15 protein-coding genes are annotated in these 17,483 nt (G+C 74.8%); 13 read left to right on the top strand and 2 right to left on the bottom strand.

Features of this window, described 5'->3' with window-relative positions; translation table 11 throughout:
• Positions 1-17: 17 nt before the first annotated feature.
• The 5 genes from DMA15_RS22800 to DMA15_RS22780 all read left to right on the top strand — a co-directional run bounded on the left by DMA15_RS22800 (position 18) and on the right by DMA15_RS22780 (position 5,443).
• Positions 18-1,082, top strand: a complete 1,065-nt coding sequence (locus tag DMA15_RS22800; RefSeq protein ID WP_125514603.1) for a glucose-1-phosphate thymidylyltransferase — start codon at positions 18-20, stop codon at positions 1,080-1,082.
• A complete protein-coding gene (gene rfbB, locus DMA15_RS22795) occupies positions 1,079-2,083 on the top strand; it encodes a dTDP-glucose 4,6-dehydratase (protein WP_125514602.1) in 1,005 nt (334 codons plus the stop codon). Before DMA15_RS22800 ends, rfbB begins: the two co-directional genes overlap by 4 nt.
• Positions 2,080-3,786: an FAD-dependent oxidoreductase gene (locus DMA15_RS22790; protein WP_125514601.1), complete on the top strand. Its 1,707-nt coding sequence runs from the start codon at positions 2,080-2,082 to the stop codon at positions 3,784-3,786. Before rfbB ends, DMA15_RS22790 begins: the two co-directional genes overlap by 4 nt.
• Positions 3,787-3,902: 116 nt before the next feature.
• The gene (locus tag DMA15_RS22785; RefSeq protein WP_125514600.1) at positions 3,903-4,715 is read left to right on the top strand and encodes an NAD-dependent epimerase/dehydratase family protein; all 813 of its coding nucleotides are present in this window, start codon (positions 3,903-3,905) and stop codon (positions 4,713-4,715) included.
• Positions 4,712-5,443, top strand: a complete 732-nt coding sequence (locus tag DMA15_RS22780) for a VC0807 family protein (protein ID WP_125514599.1) — start codon at positions 4,712-4,714, stop codon at positions 5,441-5,443. Before DMA15_RS22785 ends, DMA15_RS22780 begins: the two co-directional genes overlap by 4 nt.
• A gap of 109 nt (positions 5,444-5,552) precedes the next feature.
• On the opposite strand, the gene DMA15_RS22775 is transcribed toward DMA15_RS22780, so the two are convergent.
• Positions 5,553-6,728 (bottom strand): nucleotide disphospho-sugar-binding domain-containing protein, encoded by a 1,176-nt coding sequence (locus DMA15_RS22775; RefSeq protein WP_125514598.1) that lies wholly within the window; start codon positions 6,726-6,728, stop codon positions 5,553-5,555.
• Positions 6,729-6,930: 202 nt separating this feature from the next.
• Here DMA15_RS22775 and DMA15_RS22770 point away from each other — a divergent pair, with 202 nt between their 5' ends.
• A complete protein-coding gene (locus DMA15_RS22770) occupies positions 6,931-8,169 on the top strand; it encodes a nucleotide disphospho-sugar-binding domain-containing protein (protein ID WP_240660246.1) in 1,239 nt (412 codons plus the stop codon).
• Here the strand turns inward: DMA15_RS22770 and DMA15_RS22765 are convergent.
• On the bottom strand, positions 8,163-8,786 hold the full coding sequence (locus DMA15_RS22765) for a dTDP-4-dehydrorhamnose 3,5-epimerase family protein (RefSeq protein WP_125514596.1): 624 nt from the start codon (positions 8,784-8,786) through the stop codon (positions 8,163-8,165). The two genes, DMA15_RS22770 and DMA15_RS22765, sit on opposite strands and share 7 nt — an antisense overlap.
• A gap of 105 nt (positions 8,787-8,891) precedes the next feature.
• Here DMA15_RS22765 and DMA15_RS22760 point away from each other — a divergent pair, with 105 nt between their 5' ends.
• The 7 genes from DMA15_RS22760 (at position 8,892) to DMA15_RS22730 (ending at position 17,444) form a co-directional block, all read left to right on the top strand.
• Complete coding sequence (locus DMA15_RS22760) at positions 8,892-9,971, top strand: NAD(P)-dependent oxidoreductase (RefSeq protein ID WP_206302802.1); 1,080 nt, start codon at positions 8,892-8,894, stop codon at positions 9,969-9,971.
• 137 nt (positions 9,972-10,108) lie between these two features.
• Entirely contained in the window at positions 10,109-11,320 is a 1,212-nt protein-coding gene (locus DMA15_RS22755; protein ID WP_125514594.1) for a nucleotide disphospho-sugar-binding domain-containing protein, read from the top strand.
• Positions 11,321-11,424: 104 nt separating this feature from the next.
• Positions 11,425-12,729 (top strand): lipopolysaccharide biosynthesis protein RfbH, encoded by a 1,305-nt coding sequence (rfbH, locus tag DMA15_RS22750; RefSeq protein WP_125514593.1) that lies wholly within the window; start codon positions 11,425-11,427, stop codon positions 12,727-12,729.
• Positions 12,726-13,511, top strand: a complete 786-nt coding sequence (locus DMA15_RS22745) for an SDR family NAD(P)-dependent oxidoreductase (RefSeq protein ID WP_125514592.1) — start codon at positions 12,726-12,728, stop codon at positions 13,509-13,511. The genes rfbH and DMA15_RS22745 overlap by 4 nt, the downstream gene beginning before the upstream one ends.
• A gap of 24 nt (positions 13,512-13,535) precedes the next feature.
• Positions 13,536-14,837, top strand: a complete 1,302-nt coding sequence (locus DMA15_RS22740; RefSeq protein WP_125514591.1) for a nucleotide disphospho-sugar-binding domain-containing protein — start codon at positions 13,536-13,538, stop codon at positions 14,835-14,837.
• Between the two features lie 85 nt (positions 14,838-14,922).
• Positions 14,923-16,383, top strand: a complete 1,461-nt coding sequence (locus DMA15_RS22735) for an NDP-hexose 2,3-dehydratase family protein (protein WP_125514590.1) — start codon at positions 14,923-14,925, stop codon at positions 16,381-16,383.
• A complete protein-coding gene (locus DMA15_RS22730) occupies positions 16,380-17,444 on the top strand; it encodes a Gfo/Idh/MocA family oxidoreductase (RefSeq protein WP_125514589.1) in 1,065 nt (354 codons plus the stop codon). Before DMA15_RS22735 ends, DMA15_RS22730 begins: the two co-directional genes overlap by 4 nt.
• The last annotated feature ends 39 nt before the right edge of the window (positions 17,445-17,483 follow it).

Here is a 17,483-nt window from a genome sequence, read left to right as displayed (position 1 = left end):
CGGTGAGAAGAGGACCCATGAAAGCTCTGGTGCTGTCGGGCGGGACCGGAACCCGTCTGCGACCGTTCAGCTACTCGATGCCCAAGCAGCTCATCCCGATCGCCAACAAGCCCGTCCTGGAGCACGTCCTGGACAACATCAAGGACCTGGGCGTCACCGAGATCGGCATCATCGTCGGCGACCACGAACCGGCGATCGCCGCCGTCTTCGGCGACGGGTCCGGGCTCGGCGTACGCATCACCTACCTCCGCCAGGAGGCGCCGCTCGGGCTCGCCCACTGCGTCACCCTGGCCAAGGACTTCCTGGGCGACGACGACTTCGTGATGTACCTGGGCGACAACATGCTGCCGCAGGGCGTGCGTGAGGCCGCCGACGCCTTCCGTGCCGCGCGCCCGGCCGCGCAGGTCGTCGTGCAGAAGGTCGCCGACCCGCGCGCGTTCGGCGTCGCGGAGGTCGACGGCGCGGGCGCGGTGCGGCGCCTGGTGGAGAAGCCCGCCGAGCCGCGCAGCGACCTCGCGCTGATCGGCGTGTACTTCTTCACCGCCGCGGTCCACGAGGCCGTCGCCGCCATCGCGCCGAGCGCCCGAGGCGAGCTGGAGATCACGGACGCCGTGCAGTGGCTGCTCTCCGAGGGCCACGAGGTACGCGCCCACGAGTACGCGGGCTACTGGAAGGACACCGGCAAGGTCGAGGACGTCCTGGAGTGCAACCGCGAACTCCTCGACGGCGTCGAGCGTGCGGTGGGCGGCGAGGTCGACGCGCGGTCCACGCTCATCGGCGCGGTCGTCGTCGAGCCGGGCGCGCGCGTCGTGCGCTCGGTCATCGAGGGCCCGGCCATCGTCGGCGCGGGCACGGTCATCGAGGACAGCCGCGTCGGCCCGCACACCACCATCGGCCGCGACTGCGTCCTGACCGGCGCCCGGCTGGAGTACTCCATCGTCCTCGACGACGCGACGGTCTCCCACGTGGGCGGCCTGCGCGGTTCGCTGCTCGGCCGCTCCGCCGCCGTCAGCGGCTCCGAACTCGGCAGCCACCACCGCCTGGTGGTCGGCGATCACACCCGCGTGGAGGTCGCGGCATGAGAATCCTCGTCACCGGAGGGGCCGGTTTCATCGGCTCGCACTACGTCCGCACCCTGCTGGCCGGCGGCTACGAGGGCCTCGGGGGGTACAAGGGGTACGCGGACGCCCGCGTCACCGTGGTCGACAAGCTGACCTACGCGGGCAACCGCGCCAACCTCCCGGCGTCCCACCCGCGCCTGGACTTCGTACACGGCGACATCACCGACCGCTCGCTCCTGCTCGACCTGCTGCCCGGCCACGACGCGGTGGTGCACTTCGCCGCCGAGTCGCACGTGGACCGCTCCGTGGAGTCGGCCGCCGCGTTCGTCCACACCAACGTGGGCGGAACCCAGACCCTGCTCGACGCCTGCCTCGCCACGGGCGTGCGGCGCGTCGTGCACGTCTCCACGGACGAGGTGTACGGATCGATCGAGCGGGGCGCGTGGACGGAGGAGTGGCCGCTGCTGCCCAACTCCCCCTACGCGGCCTCCAAGGCGGCGTCCGACCTGATCGCCCGCTCCTACTGGCGCACCCACGGCCTGGACGTGTCGATCACCCGGTGCTCCAACAACTACGGCCCCTACCAGCACCCCGAGAAGCTCATCCCGCTGTTCGTCACCAATTTGCTGGAGGGCGAGGGGGTGCCGCTGTACGGGGACGGCACCAACGTGCGCGAGTGGCTGCACGTGGACGACCACTGCCGGGCCATCCAGCTCGTCCTCACCGGCGGCCGCGCCGGTGAGATCTACAACGTGGGCGGCGGCAACGAGCTGACGAACCGCCAGATGACACAGCGCATCCTCGACCTGTGCGGCGCCGAGTGGAGCAGCGTGCGGCACGTCGCCGACCGCAAGGGCCACGACCTGCGGTACGCCCTGGACGAGTCGAAGATCCGCGAGGAGCTGGGCTACGAGCCGCGCGTCTCCTTCGAGCAGGGGCTCGCCGACACCGTCGCCTGGTACCGCGACAACCCCGGCTGGTGGAAGGCGGCCAAGCACGGCGACGAGGAGCGGACGGCATGACCGGCACCACGGGCACCCCGCCCCCCGCTCAGGCCCCGCAGGTCCTGGTCGTCGGCGCCGGTCCGGTCGGCCTGAGCGCCGCCCACGAACTGGCCCGCCACGGCGTGCGGGTCCGGCTCGTCGACGCCGCCGAGGGACCCGCCACCACCAGCCGCGCCCTTGCCAACCACGCGAGGACCCTGGAGACGTACGACCAGATGGGCGTCCTCGACGAGCTGCTGGCGCGCGGACAGCGGGTCGAACACTTCACGCTGCACCAGAACGGCCGCCGCCTGATCCGCTTCGACACCGACTACAGCCGGCTGCCGACCCGCTTCCCGTTCACGCTCATGGTCGACCAGGTCATCACCGAGGAAGTGCTGCGCGCGGCGGCGTCCCGGTACGGCGTCGACGTCGAATGGGGCGTCAGGCTCATGGAGTTCGAGGACACGGGCGCGGGCGTGACGGCCCGGCTCGCCCACCCCGACGGCCGGGTGGAGAGCGTCGCGGCCGACTGGCTCGTGGGCTGCGACGGCGGCCACAGCACCGTGCGCAAGCGGCTCGGCATCGACCTGGTCGGCGACTCCAGCGAGACCTGGCTCATCGCCGACGCCGTCGTCCACTGCGACCTGCCGCGCGACTCCATCCACTGGATGCGGACCCCTCGGGGCACGGTGATGATGGTGCCCTTCCCCGAACCGGGCAAGTGGCGCCTGCTCGACACCGCCGAGACGTCCTACGGCGGGGACGACGCCATGGTGGCCCGCCGGTTCGCCGAGAAGATCGGCACCGGCATCGGACGCCCGGTCCGGGTCGAGGAGCCGAGCTGGGTCTCCGTCTTCACCATCCAGCAGCGCATGATCCCGCGGATGCGCTCGGGGCGCTGCTTCCTCGCCGGTGACGCCGCGCACGTGCACAGCCCCGCCTCCGGGCAGGGCATGAACACCGGCGTCCAGGACGCCGTCAACCTCGCCTGGAAGCTCGCCGCCGTGGTGCGCGGCGAGGCGGCGGAGTCGGTGCTCGACAGCTACGGCCCCGAACGCGTCCCGGTCGGCGCGGAGCTGCTGCGCTCCACCGGCATGGCCACGGCCCTGGTGCAGTTGCGCAGCCGGACCGCCGCGGCGGCGCTGCGCACCGTCTTCACCGTGCTCAGGGCGGTGCGGCCGGTGAAGTCCAGGATCCAGCGCAAGATCATGGGCGGCATGTCGGCGCTCGGTCTGCACTACACCGAAGGACTGCTGGCCGCCCCCGAAGCCGCCGCCGAGGCCTCCGGCACGCCCGCCGACGGCCCCGTGCCGGGCACGCGCGTCACCCGGGTCACCGCGGAGGGCCTCGCCGCGTCCGAGGGCTGGCGGCACTTCCTCGCCGAACTGCGCCGCCCCGGCTGGACACTGCTCGCCGCCGACGCGGACGCGGCCGGACTCGACGCGCTGCGTGAGGTCGCCCGGGGCTACCCGGTTCGGGTGCGGACACTGAACGGCAAGGGGGCCACCGGGGCCACCAGCGGCGACAGCGCGCCCGACGGCCCGGTGGACGGCCCGCTCCCGCTGCCCGACCCGGGCGGCCTGCTGCGCGCCGCCCTCGGCCTGACGCACGGCGGCTGGGTGCTGGTGCGCCCGGACGGCTACACGGCCGCGACCGGCCCCTCCGTCTCGGCCCGCCCGCCGGGCCCGGTGCTCGACGGGCTGGGTGTACTGACCGCCGTCGGCGTGAGCGCCCCGTAAGGGGCGCGGGGAACGGCGCGAGCAACTACGACCGACCCGCACCAAGACCCCCCACAAGGCCCGCAGCCGTGAACGGCACCGCCCCCACCCACCCTCCGCACACCAGGACTTGACACATGGAAATCGTCGGGAACGGATTCCTCGCCCGCGGTCTGCGCCCGATCGCCGCGCGGCACGAGGACACGGTCGTGGTCGCGGCCGGGGTCTCCTGGGCCAGCGGCACCTCGGCCGCCGACTTCGCCCGGGAGGCCGCGCTGCTGCGCCGGGTGGCGGACGACTGCGCCGCCACCGGGCGCCGCCTGCTCTTCTTCTCCACCTCCTCCACCGGCATGTACGGGCTCGCCAAGGCGCCCGCCAGGGAGGACGCCCCGGTCACCCCCTGCACCCCGTACGGACGCCACAAGCTCTCCCTGGAGGAGCAGTTGAAGGCGTCGGGCGCCCCCTACCTCATCCTGCGGCTCGGCCATCTGGTCGGCCCCGACCAGCCGCCGCACCAGCTCCTTCCGGTGCTGCTGCGCCAGGTCCGCGAGGGCGTGGTGCGGATCCACCGCAACGCCGCCCGGGACCTGCTCGCCGTGGACGACGCGGTGACCGTCATCGACCGGCTGCTCGCCCGGGGGGTGTGCGGCGAGACCGTGAACCTCGCCTCGGGGCACGCCGTCCCGGTGGAGCGGATCGTGGACCATCTGGCACGCAGGCTCGGCACGGCCGTGCGCCGGGAGTACCAGGAGTCGCGCGCCGCCCAGCACGTCATCTCCGTCGAGAAGCTGTACGCCCTCGTCCCCGAGGTGGCCGGCCTCGGCTTCGGGCCCGGCTACTACCGGCGGGTCCTCGACGAGTTCCTGCCGGACGACTCGATTCCGGCTCAAGGGGACCCTGGCACCCTTCGGTACCGACCCACCACACCGGCACAGAGGAGCCAGCAGTGAACAACGCGAAGTCGACCGGCGCGGCCCGGCCGGGCGAGAGCCGCGAGGGGACCGGAGGCGCGCCCCAACAGGGCACGCTCGGGCACGCCCTGCTGCCCCTGCTCATCGACGTCGCGGTACCTCTCGGCGTCTTCTACGTCCTGCACGCCGGCGTGGGCCTCAGCTCGATGGTGTCGCTGCTCGCGAGCGGCGTCGTGCCCGCCGTGCGCGTGCTCTTCGCCTGGGCCCGCGAGCGCACCCTCAACGGCCTGGCGGGCCTGGTCCTGCTGACCACGGTCGCCGGTGCCGCCCTCAGCCTGCGGACGGGGTCCGCCCGCACCATGCTGATCAGGGAGCCGCTGGCCACCGGGATCCTGGGGGCGTGCGTCACCTGGTCCGCGTTCACCGCGCAGCCGATCATGACGGCGGCGGTGCGGCCGTTCAAGACGAAGGGCGAGCCCCATCTGGAGGCCGCCTGGGAGAGGCTGGCCGCCACCTCCCCCGCGTTCCGCAAGGGTGTCGCCCGGATAAGCCTGGTCTGGGGCGTGGGCCTGCTGCTCGACTGCGCGGTCCGCGTCGTCGGGGCGGTCGTGCTGCCGGTGGACACGATGGTGTGGCTCGGCACCGTGGTCACCGTCGTCTCCATCGTCGCCCTGAGCATGATCGGCGGCATCATGCTGGGCGCGCCCGGCGAACTCCTCGACGCCGAGGCGGCCCGCGCCGAAACCACCCCGGGCACAGCGGCCTGAGCCCACTCCAGCCCCCCCACGCGAAGGGCCCCCGTCCGGTTGTCCGCCGGACGGGGGCCCTTCGTGTCGTACGCAGGTCATGTCGTACGAGGCTCATGTCGTACGCGGGTCAGGCGCGCGGCCCCGACCGCGCGAGGTCCACGAGGGCGGGCACGAGCGCGGCGGGGGCGGGCATCTTCCGTACGGACTCGGCCAGTTCGGCGGCCCGCGCGGCGAAGGACGGATCGTCGAGGACCCGGCGGACCGCCGCGCCGACCGCCGCCGGGTCGTTCTGCGCGTCGGCCGTGTCCAGGCTCAGGCCCGCGCCGCTCGCGACGACGCGGTCGGCGACGGTGAAGGTGTCCGAGAGGCCGGGCAGCACGAGCTGGGGCAGGCCGAAGGCGGTGGTGGTCAGATGGGTGCCGGTGCCGCCGTGGTGGACGACCGCCGCGCAGTGGTCGAGGACCAGGTCGAGCGGGACGGGGTCGACGACGCGCACCCCGGCCGGTACGTCGCCCAGGCCCGCCCGGTGCTCCGCCTGGACCGTCGCCACGACCTCCGTGTCCGGCAGGCCCGCGCACGCCTCAAGGACCGTACGCAGCAAGGGCGCGCCGTTCAGCTCCAGGCTGATCGTGCCGAGCGTGACCAGGAGGCGGCGTCCGGCGGGCGGGGCGGCGGCCCACGCGGGCAGGACGCCGGAGCCGTTGCTGGGGACACAGCGGATCGGCTCGCCCGGGGTCAGCTCCGGGCTCTGCACGCCGGGCGGGCAGGGGTCGAGGACCAGGGACGGCCGGGGCAGCCCGCCCGGCAGGCCGAGCCGCGCGCACAGCGGGCCGAGCGCCCGCTGCCCGATCCGCCAGGCGCTCTCGCCGATGGGGTCCACGCCCCACCGGTGCTGGACGACCGGCACGCCCAGCAGGCCGCCGGTGATCAGGGCGCCGTAGTCGACGCGGTCGGCGAGGATCAGATCGGGGCGCCAGGAGCGGGCGAACTCGGCGTAGGCGGCGGCCGTGTAGCGCGCGTGCATGATCCACGGGCGGACGGCGCCGGCCAGCGCGGCGGCGTCCGGACGGCCGTGCGCCTCGATGGGCCTGGCGCCCTCGGGCAGGTTCACCGCGAGCAGTTCGTGGGCGGCGAAGGGCGCGCCGAACACATGGCAGGAGAGCCCGGCCGCGCGCGCGGCGGGCGCCACGTCGGGCTGTCCGGCGACGAGCACGTCGTGGCCCGCGCCGCGCAGCGCCCAGGCGAGGGGGGCCAGGGCCGTGAAGTGCGTGGGCACCGGGGTGGTGATGATCAGTACGCGCATGGGGCGTCCGTTCGTCTCGGCTCCGGCGGCCCGCGGGCCGCCCGGTCGGCGGCCCAGGCTGCGCCCGGCCGCTGGAGCCGCCCTCGGGCCGCCCTCGGCCGCGAGGGCGCTCCACGGCCGCTCCAAGTGCCGCTCCAGTGGCCTCCCCTACCGTCCGCCTCAGTTCTGAGCGTCATGAGGTGAGGAGTCGGCTGTGCGAGTGATGCTGGGTGTTTCCGACTGGCCGGGGCACTGGTTCGCGATGGTGCCGCTGGGCTGGGCGCTCCAGTCCGCCGGGCACGAGGTGCGGGTGGTCTGCGCGCCGTCGCAGAGCGAACCGGTCTCCCGCGCGGGGCTGACACCGGTCCCCATCCTGGACGGCTGGGAGATGACCTTCCAGGCGCGGATCGGCAACTACCTCAACTGGAAGGAGGGCCGCTGGCCCTTCGACGTGGCGCCACCGCACCCGCTGACGGGCGTGCCGCTGACCTCCGTCGAGGAGTTCGACCTGCGGAACTGGATCGTCGAGAACAACGACCGGCTCCAGGGCATGGCCCGCCGCAGCACCGACGCCGCCGTCGCGTTCGGCCGCGACTGGCGCCCCGACCTGATCCTGCACGACCTGCTCAGCCTGGAGGGCCTGCTCACCGCGCGCGTCCTCGGCACGGCGTCCGCCCTGCACCTGTGGGGCCCGGCGGGCACCGACGAACAGGAGCCGGGCCTGAAGCTGCTGCCGCTCGACATGAGCCAGGCCTTCCAGCGGCACGGCGTGGGCGAGGTGAGCTTCGACCACGTCAGCCATGTGATCGACCCGTGCCCGGCGGACCTGGCGCCGAGGCTGCTGCCCGCCGAACGCCTCCCCGTGCGCTTCGTGCCGTACAACGGCCCCGGCGGGCTGCCCGGGATCCCGGAGGAGCAGGCCGGGGCGCCGGCTCCGAGGTCCGGGCGCCCCCGGGTCTGCGTCGTCTGGGGCACCTCGGTCACCAGCATGTTCGGTGACGCCTCGTTCGCCGTACCGAAGATCGTGGAGGCGCTGGCCGAGCTCGACGTGGAGGTGATCCTCGCGGTGACCGGCGCCGACCGGGAGCGGATCGGCGCACTCCCGCCGGGCGTACGGCTGCTGGAGCAGGCGCCGCTGCACCTGCTGCTGCCCGGCTGCGACCTGGTCGTGCACCACGGCGGCGCGGGCTGCCTGATGACGTCGCTCGCGGCGGGGGTGCCGCAACTGGCCCTGCCCAACGGCGTGGACCAGCCGATGAACGCCCGCCGCCTGGCCGCCTCCGGTGTGGGCCGCGCCCTGCCGAACCCCACCGCCGACGCCGTGTCGATCCGGGCCGAGGTCGCCGAGATGCTCGCCGACCCCTCGTACGCGGCGGCGGCCGCCCGGGTCCGCGCCGAGATGACGGCGCTGCCCACCCCCGCGGACCTGGTGCCCCGGCTGGAGAAGCTGGCTTCTCAGTAGGCGTCGGAGGCGTCCCGCCGCGCCCGCTCGTAGAGCTTGCGGCACTCCTCGTACGTCGCGAGGACCCCCAGGTCGGCGGCGGCGGCGAGGCCCGGGGCGCGGCGGTCCTTCTCCGAGAGCAGCGCCGGGCCGGTGAGCGCCTGGCCCCAGGGCAGGTCCAGTTCGGCGTCGAAGGGCTGGATCTCGAACTGGGTGCCCGGCACGAACTGCGTCGAGCACAGATAGCTCACGCAGGAGTCGTCGGTCAGCGCCACGAAGCCGTGCGCGAGCCCCTCCGCCACGTACACGGCGGTGCCCTCGGACGCGTCGAGCACCGTCGTGTCGTACGCGCCGAAGGTCGGGGAGCCGAGCCGCACGTCGACCACGACGTCGAGGAGCGCGCCGCGCACACAGGTGACGAACTTGGCCTGCCCCGGCGGGATGGTCACCCCGTGCAGTCCGCGCAGCGTGCCGCGGGCGGAGACGGAGTAGTTGGCCTGCCGGGGCGCGAACACGTGGCCGGTCTCGCGGGCCAGTTCGTCGTACCGGTACGACTCGTAGAAGTTGCCGCGGCTGTCTTCGCGCAACCGCGGCCGGATGCGGTAGGCGTCCGGCACCGCTGTCTCAGTGATCCCCATGCGGCGCACGCTAGGCCGGTGCACTCAAGTGCCGCGTCAACCGCCGCTTGAGTCCCGGCCGTCACGCTGCGTACCGCAGGGGAGGTCCGAGGAGGGGACATGTCGATGAGCGGCCGACGGTACGAGGGCGGGGCGGCGGGGAGCGGCACTCCCGTGGCGGTGGTGCTCGGGGCCACGGGGTTCGTGGGGCGGCACGTCCGCGCGGCGCTGGCGGACGCCGGGGCGCGCGTGGTCGGGGTCGCGCGAGGCGTTCCCGGCGCGGAGATCGGCGTTCCCGGCGCGGAGGCCGGTGTTCCTGGCGCGCGGGGAGAGGTTCTGGGAGCCCGGAGCGGCACCGAGTGGCACGCACTCGACCTGACCGCGGCCGGGCCCGACCGGCTCGCCGGGCTCCTCGCCGAGGTGCGCGCGGACGTCGTGGTGAACGCGGCGGGTGCCGTCTGGGGTGTGACGGAGAACCAAATGGAGCTGGCGAACGCTCAGTTGCCGCGCGCCCTCGTCGCCGCGTGCGCCGCCCTCCCCCACCCGCCCAGGCTGGTCCAGCTCGGCTCCGTCCACGAGTACGGGCCCGTGCCGGCGGGCGCCACCATCCGCGAGGACGGTCCAACCGCGCCGGTCAACGCGTACGGGCGGTCCAAACTCGCGGGCGCGCGGGCCGTTCTGGACGCCTCCGCGCAAGGCCGCGCGGACGGCCTCGTACTGCGTGTCGTCAACGTCTCCGGGCCCGGCGCACCGCGCGCCAGCCTGCTCGGCACGGTCGCGGCACACCTGGCGCGGGCCGCCGGGACGCCCGGCGCACCGGCCCCGCTGCGCCTCGCCCCGCTCCACGCCCACCGGGACTTCGTGGACGTCCGTGACGTCGCCGACGCCGTGCTTGCCGCCGCCCGCCTGGACACCTCGGGCCTTCCGGCCGCCGACCGGGTCGTCAACATCGGCAGGGGCGAGGCCACCGGCGTCCGGCACCTGGTGCGGCGGCTGCTCGACCTCGCCGGGGCCGACGTGCCGGTGATCGAGGAGGACGACGGGCGCGGGCAGCGCGGCGACGTCGAGTGGCAGCGGGTGGACATCGGCCGCGCCCATCGCGTCCTGGGCTGGCGCCCGCGCCGCGACCTGGACACGTCCCTGCGGGACCTGCTCCACGCCAGCACCCCGCCCGCCCCGGCGCCCTTGACCGCGCCCCTCCAGTAACCCCGCCCCAGCGCGGACCTCACACCCACGGACCCCCGGCGCCGCTAGGTGCCCCCCGCCTCGTAAGCCCCGCCCCGTGACCGGCCTCGTACACCGACCCCGTACCCGCACCCCCACCCCAAAGGAGCCCCGCCCCCATGCGTGTCCTGGTGCTTGCCACGCCCGTCCCCAGTCACCTCACCCCCCTGCTGCCCCTCGTGTGGGCGCTGCGCGGGGCCGGGCATCAGGTGCTGCTCGGCGGGCAGCCGGATCTGGAGGCCGTCGCCACGGCGGGCGGGCTCTCGATGGCCGTCCTCGGCACCGAGGAACAGGAGGTGCGCAAGCGGCTCGCGGTGCGGGCGACCGGGCGGCCGGACGCGGGCGGCGCGGGCGGCTCGCGTCAGGAACCGCCCTGGGACTCGCTCGCCGAGCGCTGGCGCGCGCGGCTGGAGTCGGTGACCGGGCCGGTCCTCGCACTCGCCCGCTCCTGGCGCCCGGACCTCATCGTCGCCGACCCCCTCGAACACGCCTCCCTGCTCGTCGGCGGCGTCCTGGGCATCCCCGTCGTGCACCACCGCTGGGGCGTCGACTCCTTCAGTACGCGCAGCTTCGGGCGCGTCCGCGACGCCCTCGCGGAGATCTGCGCCCGGCACGGGCTCGCCGACGGGCTGCCCGCGCCCTCGCTGGTGCTCGACCCGTGCCCGCCGGGGCTCCAGGACCCGGACGCGGCGCCCGGCCTGCCGCTGCGGTTCGTGCCGAGCAACGGCGCGGGCACGGTGCCCGCCTGGGCCGCCGACCGGCGCGCGGAGCGCCGCGTGTGTCTCTCGCTCGGGCTGCGCACCCTCGCCCTTGAGGGCCCCCATGTGCTCACCGGCATCCTGGAGGCGCTCGGCTCCCTGGCGGGGGTGGAGACGGTCACGACCGTGGAGCGCCAGTACCGCGAAGGGCTCGTCGTGCCGCCGTCCGTACGCCTGGTGGACCCCGTGCCGATCAGCCTCTTCCTGGACACCTGCGACGCCGTGGTCCACCACGGCGGCACCGGCACCGGGCTGACCGCGATCGCCGCGGGCCTGCCCCAGCTGGTCCTGCCGCAGACGCCGTGGACGGCCGAGCACGGCGAGCGGATCGCCGCGACGGGTGCCGGACTCCACCTGCCCGGCGCCGAGGGCCCGGACGGCGCGGGACGGATCGCCGACGCCGTGCGCCGCCTGCTCGACGAGCCGGGGTTCGCCGCGGGCGCGCGGCGCCTCGGCGAGGAGATGGCCCGCACCCCCTCCCCCGCCGACGTGCTGCCGGAGCTGGAGCGGCTGGCCGCGCGGGGCGGCGTGGGCGGCGTACGACCGGCTGTCCAGGGCGGTTCGAGTGCGTGACGGCAGTGTCGGGCACGGCACGGCGAAAGGGCGCGGAGCCAGGACACGGCGGGCTGAGAGGCGGCGGACGTGACGGAACGATCCGAGAGGCACGAGGGGGAGAGATGAGCGACCACAAGGCGCTGATACTGGACGAGGTACGCAAGTACCACCTGGAGCGGGAGGACGGCCACGGCTTCGTCCCCGGCGTCACGGAGATCTGGCCGTCCGGGGCGGTGCTCGACGAGGCCGACCGGGTGGCCCTGGTGGAGGCCGCCCTGGACATGCGCATCGCGGCGGGCTCCAGCTCGCGCCGGTTCGAGTCGCGGTTCGCCCGCAGGATGGGGCGGCGCAAGGCCCATCTGACGAACTCCGGTTCGTCGGCGAACCTCCTGGCGATGACCGCGCTGACCTCGCCGCAGCTGGAGGACCGCAGGCTGCGCCCCGGCGACGAGGTGATCACCGTCGCGGCCGGTTTCCCGACCACGGTCAACCCGATCCTGCAGAACGGCCTCATCCCGGTCTTCGTCGACGTCGACCTCGGCACGTACAACGCGACGGCCGACCGGGTGGCGGCGGCGATCGGCCCCAGGACCCGCGCCATCATGATCGCGCACGCGCTCGGCAACCCCTTCGAGGTCGCCGAGATCGCCCAACTCGCCGAGGACCACGACCTGTTCCTCATCGAGGACAACTGCGACGCGGTGGGCTCGACGTACGACGGCCGGCTCACCGGCACCTTCGGCGACCTGACGACCGTGAGCTTCTACCCGGCCCACCACCTCACCATGGGCGAGGGCGGCTGCGTGCTCACCGCGAACCTGGCGCTCGCCCGCATCGTGGAGTCGCTGCGCGACTGGGGTCGGGACTGCTGGTGCGAGCCGGGCGAGAGCAACAAGTGCCTGAAGCGGTTCGACTACCAGATGGGCACGCTGCCCGCGGGCTACGACCACAAGTACATCTTCTCGCACGTCGGTTACAACCTGAAGACGACCGACCTCCAGGCCGCGCTCGGCCTGACCCAGCTGGAGAAGTTGGACGAGTTCGTCGAGGCGCGGCGCCGCAACTGGCGGCGGCTGAGCGAGGGCCTGGCGGACGTGCCCTGGCTGCTGCTGCCGCGGGCCACGCCGCGCTCCGACCCGAGCTGGTTCGGCTTCGTGCTGACCGTGGACCCCCAAGCGCCGTTCAGCCGCGCGGAGTTGGTGGCCTTCCTGGAGGACCGGCGCATCGGCACGCGCCGCCTGTTCGCCGGGAACCTCACCCGCCACCCCGCCTACATCGACCAGCCGCACCGCGTGGTGGGCTCCCTGACCAACAGCGACATCGTCACCGAGCAGACCTTCTGGGTGGGCGTCTATCCCGGCCTGACGGACGAGATGCTCGACTACATGATCGCTTCCGTACGCGAGTTCGTGGAGGCCCGCGGATGACCGACACCCCCACCGCTTACGCGGGTTACGGCCTGGCGGGCCGCACCGTCCTGGTCACCGGCGCCACCGGCGGCATCGGGCAGGCGGTGGCCCGCGCCTACGCCGCCGCCGGGGCGAACGTCGCCGTCGCCCACCACAGCGGGGCCGAGCGGGCCCGCGCGCTCGCCGACGAGCTGGGCGCGGACGCGGGCCGGGCGTGCGCGGTCGCGTACGACCTGGCCGACCCGGAGTCGCCCGGCCGCGCGGTGGCACAGGTGGAGGAGCGTTGGGGAGGCCTGGACGTCCTGGTGGCCGGTGCCATCCGCTGGGGGGTGAGGCGGGCGCCGGACACCCACTTCGAGGACGTACCGGAGACGGACTGGGTGCCCTTCCTCGGCGACAACCTCGTGCCCGCCGTACGGACCGTGCAGCGCGCCGTTCCCGGCATGCGTGCCCGCGGCTGGGGCCGGGTCGTCCTGATCTCCTCGCACAACGCCCTGGGCGGCAACCGGGGCCAGGAGTTCTACGGCACCGCGAAGGCCGGTCTGCACGGGCTCGCCCGCTCCCTGATGTGGGACGTGGGCCGCGACGGCGTCCTGGTCAACATGGTCGCCCCGGGCCTGACCGCGACCCCCCGCGTCCTGGAGGGCCTGCCCGAGCCGGTCCGCGACCGCGAGGTCCGCGCGACGCCGACGGGCCGCCTGTCCACGCCCGAGGAAGTGGCCGCCGCCGTCCTGTTCCTGGGCTCCGCGGCCAACGGAAACATCACGGGCGAAACCCTGACCGTCTCCGGCGGCCGCTGACCACCGTACGAAGGAACCGATCCCATGACCGAGCCGACCCCCGCGACGCCGGGGACGACAGGCGCGGCGGCCGAACCGGCCGGTGCCCGCGTCCTGTTCACCACCTGGGCCGCCCCCTCCCACCTCTACCCGATGGTGCCGCTGGCCTGGGCCTTCCAGGCCGCCGGGCACCAGGTCAGGGTCGCCGTGCCGCCCGGGTGCGTGCGGGCCGTGGCGGACGCCGGGCTGACCCCCGTGCCGGTGGGGCCCGACCCCGACATCGCGGGGCACGCCACCTCCGGGGGCCTCGCCGCCTGGCACACCCAGGGCCGCTGGCCCGACGACTGGGCCGCCCGCGCCGACGAGCTGAGCGAGGCCCAGCAGGGCATCCTGCGCGCCCTCGGCGAGAAGCAGCTGCGGATCGCCGGTGCGATGGCCGACGACCTGCTCGGCTTCGCCCGCGCCTGGCGGCCCGACCTGGTGGTGCAGGACGCGGGCACCTACGCCGGCACGCTCGCCGCCGCCGACCTGGGCGTCCCCGCCGTCGCCCACCTGTGGGGCAGCCCGGCGGTCATGCGCCTCAACCGGGCGGGCCTGGACGGCCCCCACCTGGACGGCTACCGCGCGCTGTTCGAGCGGTACGGCCTCGACCCCGCCGAGCCGGGACTGTGGGTCGACCCCTGCCCGCCGAGCCTCACCCTGCCCTCGCCGGTGACCCGCGTACCGGCCCGGTTCGTCCCGTACAACGGACCCGGCGGCGCGCCCGAGAGCCTGCTGCCGCCGTCCGGGAAGCCCCGCACCTGTCTGACCTGGGGGGTCACCGCCGACCGGCTGAAGCCGGGCGGGCCCGCGCTGCCGCCCCCGCTGCTCGCCGCCGCCCACGAACTGGCCGCGGGCGGCACCGAGGTGCTGCTCGCCGTCACCGAGGCCCAGCGCGAGCGGCTCGGCGCACAGCCCGACGGCGTGCGCGCGGTCAGCGGAGTGCCGCTGCGCCTGCTGCTCCCCGAGTGCGCCGCCGTGGTCCACCAGGGCGGCGGCGGCACCACCATGACGGCCACCGAGGCCGGGGTGCCGCAGCTCATCCTCTCCCCCAGGCCCGAACAGATGCTCACCGGCGCCCGGTTCGCCGCCGCGGGGGCCGCCCGGCACCGCCCGCTCAACGAGGTCGCGGGGATGCCGGACGCGGCGGGGCCCGGCGCCCTGCTCGCGGCGGATGTGCGCGCCCTGCTCGACGACCCCGCCCACCGGGCCGCGGCGGGCCGCCTGCGGGCCGAGGCGCGCGCGCTGCCCACCCCGGCGGAGGTCGCGGGCCGCCTCCTCGCCGAGGCCCGCGCCACCACCGCCTGACGCCCTGCCGCGTCCCGGCCCCCGACGGCCGCCCCCGCCAAACCGCCGTACGCATCCGCCCCCGCACACACCAGGAGAACCCCGCATGCTGTCGCATCCCCTGCGGTCGCCCGCCCTGCGGCCGCGCGAGGACACCGGGCTCACCGACCGGGTCGCCCGGTCCGCCGCCGCCACCCAGGGCGCCCACCTGCGCACCGAGGACTTCGCCGAGTGGCTGGCCGGGCGGGGCCGCGCCCACCGGTTCCGGGTCGAGCGGATCCCCTTCGCCGCACTCGACGGCTGGTCCTTCGAGGAGGGCACCGGAAACCTCGTACACGCCAGCGGGAAGTTCTTCACCGTCGAGGGGCTGCGCGTGACCTCGGACGAGGGCCCTTACCGCGCGTGGCACCAGCCCATCATCAAACAGCCCGAGGTGGGCATCCTCGGCATCCTGGTCAAGGAGTTCGACGGGGTGCCGCACTGCCTGATGCAGGCCAAGATGGAGCCCGGCAACCCGAACCTCCTCCAGCTCTCGCCCACGGTCCAGGCCACCCGCAGCAACTACACCAAGGTCCACAAGGGCGCCGACGTGAAGTACATCGAGTACTTCAACGGCCCCCGCCGGGGCCGGGTCCTCGCCGACGTGCTCCAGTCCGAGCACGGCTCGTGGTTCTTCCGCAAGAGCAACCGCAACATGATCGTCGAGGTGGACGCGGACGACGACGTCCCGCTGTACGACGACTTCTGCTGGCTGACGCTCGGCCAGCTCGCGGAGCTGCTGCACCGGGACAACGTGGTGAACATGGACTCCCGTACCGTCCTCGCCTGCTTCCCGCCGACCGGGCGGAACACCTCGGACGGCGACTCCTTCGCGCACGCCCTCGCCCGCTCCCTCGACCCCCGCTTCGGCGCCCTGCTCGCCGACACCGAGCTGCTGTCCTGGTTCACCGCCGAGCGCGCCCGCCACGACGTGGAGGCCGAGCGGGTCCCGCTGGCGGAGCTGCCCGGCTGGCACCGCACCGAGGACCGGATCAGCTCCGACAGCGGGCGCTGGTTCGACGTCGTGGCGGTGCGGGTGCACGCCGAGAGCCGGGAGGTCACCGGCTGGACGCAGCCCCTGGTGCGGCCCCGAAGCAAGGGCGTGGCCGCGTTCCTGACCCGCTCCTTCGACGGCGTCCTGCACGTTTTGGTGCACGCCCGCGTCGAGGGCGGCTTCCTCGACACCGTGGAACTGGCCCCCACCGTCCAGTACGCCCCGGACAACTACGCCGACCTGCCCGCGGCGGACCGTCCCCCCTTCCTGGACGCCGTGCTGGACGCCGACCCCGCCCGCATCCGTTACGAGGCCGTCCACTCGGAGGAGGGCGGCCGCTTCCTCGACGCCGAGAACCGCTACCTGGTGATCGAGGCGCAGGACGAGCGGCAGGCTCCGGCCGACCCGCCCGCCGGTTTCGCCTGGGCGACCGTCGCCCAGCTCAGCGCCCTGGTCCGGCACGGCCACTACCTCAACGTCCAGGCCCGTACCCTCCTCGCCTGCCTCAACGCGATGGGGGCACGGCGGACATGAGCGCCACGCAGCCCCTGGCCGGGCCGGACGGCGAGACGCGGCCCGCGGCCGGGCCCGGCGAGGCGCCGGTGCGCATCGCCGTCATGGGCACGGCGGACATCGCCCGCCGCCGCATGCTGCCCGCGATGGCCGCCGCGCCCGAGACCGCGCTCGTCGCGGTGGCCAGCCGGGACCGCGACCGGGCCGCGGCGCTGACCCGGGAGTACGGCTGCGCGGCCGTCGAGGGCTACCAGGAACTGCTTGAGCGGCCCGGCGTCGACGCCGTGTACGTGCCGCTGCCCGTCGCCCTGCACGCCGAGTGGGTGGAGCGGGCCCTCCTCGCCGGGAAGCACGTACTCGCCGAGAAGCCGCTCACCGCGGACCCGCACCGGACCGCGGCGCTGCTCGCCCTGGCGCGTGAGCGCGGTCTCGTGCTGATGGAGAACGTGATGTTCCTGCACCACCCGCAGCACGCGGTGGTGCGGGAGCTGCTCGGCTCCGGGGCGATCGGCGAACTCCGGTCGTTCAGCGCCGCCTTCGCCGTGCCGCCGCCGCCCGCCGGGAACATCCGGCACCGCCCCGACCTCGGCGGCGGCGCCCTCCTGGACATCGGCTACTACCCGGTGCGCGCCGCGCTGCACTTCCTCGGCGCGGACGTGGAGGTGGTGGGGGCGTGTCTGGAGTACGGTCCCGGGTCGGCCGTCGACACCTCCGGCGCCGTCCTCGTCCGCACCCCGGACGGGGTGACCGGCCACCTCACGTTCGGCATGGCGCACGCCTACCGCTCCGCCTACGAGCTGTGGGGCAGCGAGGGCCGCATCCGGGTGGAGCCCGCCTTCACCCCGCCCGCCGACCACCAGCCGGTGCTGCGGGTCACGGGGCCGGCCGAGCGGCGCGAGCTGCGGCTGAGCCCGCACGACCAGGTGGCGGCCACCCTGCGGGCGTTCGTCCGCGCGGTGCGCTCCGGCACCGGCGGGGCTCCCAGGGGGGCGCGGTCGCTGCGCCAGGCGGAGCTGCTGGAGGCGGTGCGCCGCACGGCTGGGGCCAGGCGTCCCGGTCTTGTGGCCGCTCCCCCGCCCTAGGTCCTGCCGCGGGCGGGCGCGGGCGAAGCCCATCGATAG

The organism is Streptomyces sp. WAC 01529, assembly GCF_003945545.1.
Classification (GTDB): Bacteria; Actinomycetota; Actinomycetes; order Streptomycetales; family Streptomycetaceae; genus Streptomyces; species Streptomyces anatolicus.
This window is presented reverse-complemented; position numbering and strand designations above follow the sequence as displayed.

What these genes read in the sequence shown, in the direction of transcription:
- DMA15_RS22800 (WP_125514603.1), top strand. Translation starts at nt 18, where the DNA reads ATGAAAGCTCTGGTGCTGTCGGGCGGGACCGGAACCCGTCTGCGACCG.
- rfbB (WP_125514602.1), top strand. Translation starts at nt 1,079, where the DNA reads ATGAGAATCCTCGTCACCGGAGGGGCCGGTTTCATCGGCTCGCACTAC.
- DMA15_RS22790 (WP_125514601.1), top strand. Translation starts at nt 2,080, where the DNA reads ATGACCGGCACCACGGGCACCCCGCCCCCCGCTCAGGCCCCGCAGGTC.
- DMA15_RS22785 (WP_125514600.1), top strand. Translation starts at nt 3,903, where the DNA reads ATGGAAATCGTCGGGAACGGATTCCTCGCCCGCGGTCTGCGCCCGATC.
- DMA15_RS22775 (WP_125514598.1), bottom strand. Translation starts at nt 6,728, where the DNA reads ATGCGCGTACTGATCATCACCACCCCGGTGCCCACGCACTTCACGGCC.
- DMA15_RS22770 (WP_240660246.1), top strand. Translation starts at nt 6,931, where the DNA reads ATGCTGGGTGTTTCCGACTGGCCGGGGCACTGGTTCGCGATGGTGCCG.
- DMA15_RS22765 (WP_125514596.1), bottom strand. Translation starts at nt 8,786, where the DNA reads ATGGGGATCACTGAGACAGCGGTGCCGGACGCCTACCGCATCCGGCCG.
- DMA15_RS22760 (WP_206302802.1), top strand. Translation starts at nt 8,892, where the DNA reads ATGAGCGGCCGACGGTACGAGGGCGGGGCGGCGGGGAGCGGCACTCCC.
- DMA15_RS22755 (WP_125514594.1), top strand. Translation starts at nt 10,109, where the DNA reads ATGCGTGTCCTGGTGCTTGCCACGCCCGTCCCCAGTCACCTCACCCCC.
- rfbH (WP_125514593.1), top strand. Translation starts at nt 11,425, where the DNA reads ATGAGCGACCACAAGGCGCTGATACTGGACGAGGTACGCAAGTACCAC.
- DMA15_RS22745 (WP_125514592.1), top strand. Translation starts at nt 12,726, where the DNA reads ATGACCGACACCCCCACCGCTTACGCGGGTTACGGCCTGGCGGGCCGC.
- DMA15_RS22740 (WP_125514591.1), top strand. Translation starts at nt 13,536, where the DNA reads ATGACCGAGCCGACCCCCGCGACGCCGGGGACGACAGGCGCGGCGGCC.
- DMA15_RS22735 (WP_125514590.1), top strand. Translation starts at nt 14,923, where the DNA reads ATGCTGTCGCATCCCCTGCGGTCGCCCGCCCTGCGGCCGCGCGAGGAC.
- DMA15_RS22730 (WP_125514589.1), top strand. Translation starts at nt 16,380, where the DNA reads ATGAGCGCCACGCAGCCCCTGGCCGGGCCGGACGGCGAGACGCGGCCC.